Source organism: Mycobacterium sp. TH-M106 (assembly GCF_057473765.1).
Genome location: NZ_JBYCLE010000456.1, coordinates 1 through 5,873 on the forward strand (window position 1 = coordinate 1; position 5,873 = coordinate 5,873).

General features: G+C 65.2%; 2 protein-coding genes. Both read right to left on the reverse strand.

Going from position 1 to position 5,873, the window contains the following annotated elements:
• Positions 1-261 (reverse strand): hypothetical protein (locus AC2VOP_RS16335; protein ID WP_486961944.1); only part of this gene is annotated, 261 nt, incomplete at its 3' end.
• Positions 262-423: 162 nt separating this feature from the next.
• Positions 424-5,661 carry an AAA domain-containing protein gene (locus tag AC2VOP_RS16340; RefSeq protein WP_486961945.1) on the reverse strand — a complete coding sequence of 1,746 codons (5,238 nt, stop codon included), beginning with the start codon at positions 5,659-5,661 and terminating at the stop codon, positions 424-426.
• Between the last annotated feature and the right edge of the window lie 212 nt (positions 5,662-5,873).

Consider the following 5,873-nt stretch of genomic DNA (forward strand, 5'->3'; position numbering starts at 1 on the left):
CTCACCGAGGTTCTCCGCGATCTTCTCCGGCCCGAACAAGCGGCAGAACGCACCGTCCTCGTTCCTGGCGAACTCCTCCTCCCAGCGCCGGCGCTCCCCGTCGGCCAGGGACTGGTAGGCGTACCCGTCCAGGCAGTCCCGCAGCAACTCGACGACATCCTCATGCCGGCGATACGTCCGCTCCGCGAGCCGCTCCCGCTGCGCCGCCAGAAACTGCCGGAGCACCTCGTCGATCGTCGTGTCACTTCGAGCCGTCGCCATGGCGCCGAATCTAACGCATCTCCAGGACCACACCTGGCCGGCCGGGGCTCCTGGTTCCATCCAGTCCGGGCGCACCGCCCTGAGTCGTGTCGACGATTCCGCGTAGCAAGGCTGGCTTCGTCGTTGCCAACGAACAGTCGACGCACGCGGCCGCAGTCGTCATCACGGAGAGGAAGCATTCGCGCGCCGAGCAGGATCATTGTCCTCGGGAACCAGCCCGCGTGCGCGACGCAACATGATCCTGACGTTGTCGGTGAGCCGTTTCAGCCCCAGCCGGTCGAGTACGGCACGGAACAGCTCCTCTTCGGACAGCAGGTCGTTACCTCGGGCCAGCTCGGCCAGATGATGCGCCAGCTCCGCGGCTGGAACCTCGTCAAGTGGTCGCGGTCCCAGCTCACGGGGGACAACCTGAGGCGCACTGGGCAGACGAAATGTCCTCGGCTTCACACCGGGCTCGTTCAACGGGTTCTCGGAGACGATCTGCCCTTGCCGCTCGGCGATCGAGATCGCGCGATTCAGCGTGTGCGCGATCTCCCTGCCGACCCGCCGGCCACCGGATGCTCGGACGTAGGACTGCTGCAGCCGGTGTCCCAGCACTGGGCCCTCGACGGCGACAATGCGCACAACGTTGGCCACGACAACGCTGAATGGACTCGCACCGATCGCCGGCAACGGCTCGTCGAACGCCTCATAAGCCTTGAGCAACGCCGGCCTGGGCGCGCAAACAACCTCCCGGGTAACAGGTTCGGGGTCCTCACGCTCCACGGGCGGGGCGTCTGCGCACTCCCCCGCATCAGCCGGACGTGGGCCGCCATCGGATGCTGCAGACGCCTCGGCGTGCACCGGTTGCGCATCCTCGACCGAGCCTGCGGTCTCGGCGGACCGGTGGCGGCCACCTGTCAAGGCCTGCTCGACAATGCCGGCCGCCTCGGGCGGAACGACATTGTCATCACCACGAATGGGGTCGATCCAGTCCGCCGTGCGGATATCCAGTTTGTCGAGCTGCTCCCACAGCTTCTGCAGCGTGCCCGCCATATCCGCGTAGAAGATCGACTCGCGGACCCGGAAGAACTTCCAATCGCATCGTTCGAGCTCACGTTGACGAGCCAGATCCGCTTCGTATTCGGCCGGCCCATGCCAAAAGTCGCCGTCACACTCCACAGCCAGGCGACCCTTCGCGCCGATGATCACCAAGTCGATGAAGTAGCCCAGCGCGGGGTATTGCGGGACCACGGTGTAGCCGCGCTCGACAATGCGGTTGAACACTCGCTGCTCGAACAACGAATCGAACGGCGGGACCCGCAGGTCCTCGGGGACCACCGCGTCGACCGAGCCCTCGATCCCGCCGTTGGTGCGGTTGATCACGCCGTAGCAGTAGTCCAGCAGCTGGTAGCGCATGTCCTCTTTGTTGGTCAGCGCCGCCTTGGGCACCGAATGGTAAACCCACATTTGATCTTTCGCGCGGGAGGCTGCGACATTGAAGCGTTGAACGTACAGCGAAGCCGTGAGCGCACTCATCCTTCTGGCCGGGTCCGGCGCCTTGACCATCGACAAGAACATCACGTCGCGCTCCGAGCCCTGGAAATCCGACGCGTCTCCGCAACGAAGTTGGCGAGCCGACCACTCCTCCGGGGCTACCGCGTCGAGCAGCTTGCCTTCGATCAACTTTGCCTGTTCCTTCCCGAGCAGCGAGATCACGCCGAAAGTCGCACCGTCGTAGCGCGGTTCCGCCAGACATTTCCGAACCTGATCGACGATCGCCTCCGCCTCGACGGGGTTGGTCTTGTTGTTCGCCTCGTAGCCCTCGGCGAGGTGAACGACCTTGATCGGCTCGAGCCGGTCGGCCCCGAGCTGGCGTACCGGAACCAGACGGATTCCTTCCGGCTCGTAGGCGATGCGGTTGGAGAATCCGATGATCTCCGGGACGCAGCGACGGTGTTCGGTCAAGGTGATGCGACCACCGAAACGCATTGCCGCCTCGTCGAAGTAGCTGCGTTTGGGGTCCAGCCAGGAAGCCCGGTAGGGATCGCCGGACAGGTACTGGTTGGCCAGGTCGCGAAGGTGCTGTTGATCGACACCGACCGCCGCCGGTGACACCTGTTTGTCGTCGCCGATGACGACGACCTTCGGCGCCAGATACTGCAGGAAGGATGCCTCAAGACCAGCCTGTGACGCCTCGTCGACGATCACGACGTCATACAGGTTCGGGTGCACGCGAACCTGTTCGGCGATGCGGTAGATCGGCATGATCCACACCGGCACCGACGGGCGACACCGGTCCATCGCTTCGGTGATTTCGGCGCGCTGCTTGGCGGCGTACTTGCCGGTCCCCTTGCCGAAGCGAGAGACCAACTGCGCGTACTGCGTGAGGTTCGCGCGTGCGCTCCCGGTCAGCCGGCCCGGTGCCACCGCATATCCCCACGCCCGCTCCGCGGCAAGATTCTCAACTTCGCTGCGGATCTGGCGTTCAATGGAATCGAGTTGATTCTTGAGGACGTTCGTGTCTTCGCAGTCCTGCTCGATGATCCATCGGCGGGTCGCTTCCCAGCGCAGCGCATCGTCGAAAGACGCCAGACGATCAGCCCATTCCGGTGCTGCCGGGTCCGCGGCAATAGCCTCCCCGAGGCGAGGCGCGTACCGGTCAAGCTCGGCGCGACTCCGGTCACGTTCTGATACCGCTCGCGCCACCTCATGGAGATGCACGAGTTGGCTATGGGCCGACACGTACGCTTGCAGATCACGATTCGCGACAGCGTTGAGCAGCTCCTCAGTGACATCCGAGGAATTCGGCCACTGGGATTCGGCCGTCAGATAGCTGAGCAGCGCCGTCAGGGGGGCGGTGGCCGCGGCAGCGGCATCGGCAGCGTTGGCCGCGTCGACGAGGGCGCCGTAGCGGCGGATCTCGTCGAGGTTGTTCCAGTCGGGCACCGGCAGGCCAATGCGTTCGAACCACGCGCGCTCCACCGCGAGCCGCTCACCCAGAGCGAGAACCATGTCGAGTTGCGCGAGTTCGGTGCGGTGCCATTGCAATTTTTCGGCGAGGGTGTCCTCGTCCGGAATCGAAACGGAGATCGGCCACGCGTGATCCATCGCCGTGATCGTGCGGATCGCCTCGACCCAGTCGATAAAAGCGGCCAGCTGTTGCACCGTCGCCGCCGGCACACCGTCGACCCTGACGGCCGTGAAAAACGGTGCGGCCAGTTTCACCGTTTTCGACGTGAAAGCACCGACCTTGGGTGTGCCGTCCGGCAGCGTTTTGATCGTGTTGCCGGACTCAAGGTGAGCAAGCAACGATTTCGCCACCTGTTCATGGACGGCGCGATCTCCATCGGAAACGACCACCGACATCGTCGGCCCCAACCGCGCGAGCAACGTTGCAGCGTTGTGGCCAAGGGTCTTGAGCTGAGCCGAACGCGCCACCCACGACTGCTGCCTGCCGCTTCGCACGTCGCGCAACGCTTCTTCGAGCCACGCTCCTTGGCGGCGCTCGAAAGCAGCGGCGCGGTCCGCGACGTCGGAAACCCGTGCGCGGAGGTCGTCGCGAGCCTCGTTCGGCAGGGCGCAAATCAGCTGAAACAATTTGTCCTGCAATAGAATTCTGAAGGAGTCTCTGTTGGCGATCGCGCGCTCCTCGGCGACGCGAAGAGCCGCGAACTCGTCCGGTGACACCACGATAGACAGGTCGGCCAGCCGGCCGGCTGCCTGCGCCTCATGGCTGATCACATCCTGGTCCAGAAGTGTCGCACGCCATCGTTCGACGTCCGGGGTGCCTGCCAGCTGCCCGAACCGGCCCGGATCGACGTCGAAGTCACGAATCCATTCGAAGGCCGGCGCGTCACGCAGGTGACGGTAAGCGATGGCGGCCAGGGTGCCGCGTTCCGGACCGTCGTCGTGCGTTTCGACTTCGCGACGGCGTATCGCGACGAGTCGCCCGTACACATCGGCGCGGCGACGGCGCAAATCGTCCAACGCGGCCAGGCACCCGTTGATGGAATTCTGGGAATCTTGCGCGTCGAATTCATCTGCACGCCTTGAGATCTGCTCCACTGCGGTGCGAAGGTCGGCCATGTCCGCGCGGGATCTCCCGATGACCGAGACAGCCAGCGGCTGGATCTCGCGAGGAAGTTTGTCGCGAACCTCATGCAACGCCCGGTCGGTGTAGGCGGTGATCAGCACTCGCTTGCCCTGCGCGAGCAGGTGTGACACCAAAACCGCCGCCGTGTGGGTCTTTCCGGTGCCCGGCGGGCCCTGCACCACCGTTTGCGCGGTGCGGTCGACCCGCTCGATGATCCTGCGCTGCGCCTCGTTGACCGGAAGCGGAAGGAAATCTTCCTCGTCGATCGTGACAACAGCACCGGGGGTGGTGCTCGGTTCCGACTCGGGTTGGTGATCGGGGTCGATCAACGGGACGATGCCGCTGGGGATTTCACCCGCCGCCTGGATCTGGGACACGATTTCTGCATAGATCTGCACCAAGCCGCGGTTGCTGCGCCGCCGCAGGATGATCGCGGGGGCGAAAGCGGCGCGCGGGCCGGCGCCGGTCGGCGGCGTGAGCGCGTCCTCGTCGTAGGCCGCGTCGGGATCGAGACGGTGCACCAGTCGTCGGCACACCTCGCCGATCGCGGGCCGGTCAAGCAGGTGCCCGTTGTATTCGCCGGCCAGCTGCCTGATCTCGTCGATCTTGGCCGGGCTGGAAATCAGTGCCGGGTCAAGCATGTCGAGTTCGATCGACACCGCCTCGGGCGAGGCGACCTGCACGACGGTCAGGGTGCCCGTGTTCTCGTCGAAGTCGATCGCGATCGGTGCTGTCGCGATGTGCCGCAAGACCTGGTCGTGGTCCATGGGCCGCCAGGTCAGGCATCCGACGCCGAGAACCAGCTCGAACTCCTCGCTGTGATCCACCGAAGCGAGCTGCACCTCGAACAGTTGCCGGTAGCTGTCGCGCGCCGCCGCGTCTCGTCGCTCACGCTGGGCCCACAGCCGCCAAGCGGCCACCCAGTGCTCGAACGCGTCGCCGATCTGCGGCACGTCGGCAAGCTCCACGCGCGACGCGTCCGGATCTTCGGTGTAGATCGCCTCGCTCAGCGCTGGCTCGATCTCAACGTCCCCGGTCGGCCCGTCCACCCAGAGTTCCAGCTGGTCGGGTAGCAGAGGCGGATCCAGCTTCGGCACCCTGTCGACCACCAGCAGCGGCGCGGCTACTTCCAGCTCTGCAACCCGGTGCGAGGAATGCACCGCCGGGTGCTCCGGCAGTTCGCCGAACCACAGCACGTTCTCGAACGTGTCCACCGTTCTGACCGGCGTGACGAGCATCTGCTGAGCGCGCCCGAGGAAGGTGAAGAGGTTGACCGCCTTGTGCACCAGGTCGGCTCCATCGGGCTGCTGCTCAACGGGCACCATGGTTTGCCTCATCTCGTCGTCGATCGTCGTGATGGTATCCGTCCACTCCGCCACTGGGCACGGAAAAGGAGGGTGCGCGCCAGTTCCCGGGGATCACCTGTTGATCGTGATCCGGCGCAAGAAGCCGTAACCTCGCCGGTATGTCTGCCACTGACGAACTCCGCGACGACTACACCGGCCACGTCGACCCCGGTACCGCCGCCCGCCGCACC

Bases quoted from the DNA above. Each gene is read 5' to 3' on its own strand.
- AC2VOP_RS16340 (WP_486961945.1), bottom strand. From the start codon at position 5,661: ATGGTGCCCGTTGAGCAGCAGCCCGATGGAGCCGACCTGGTGCACAAG.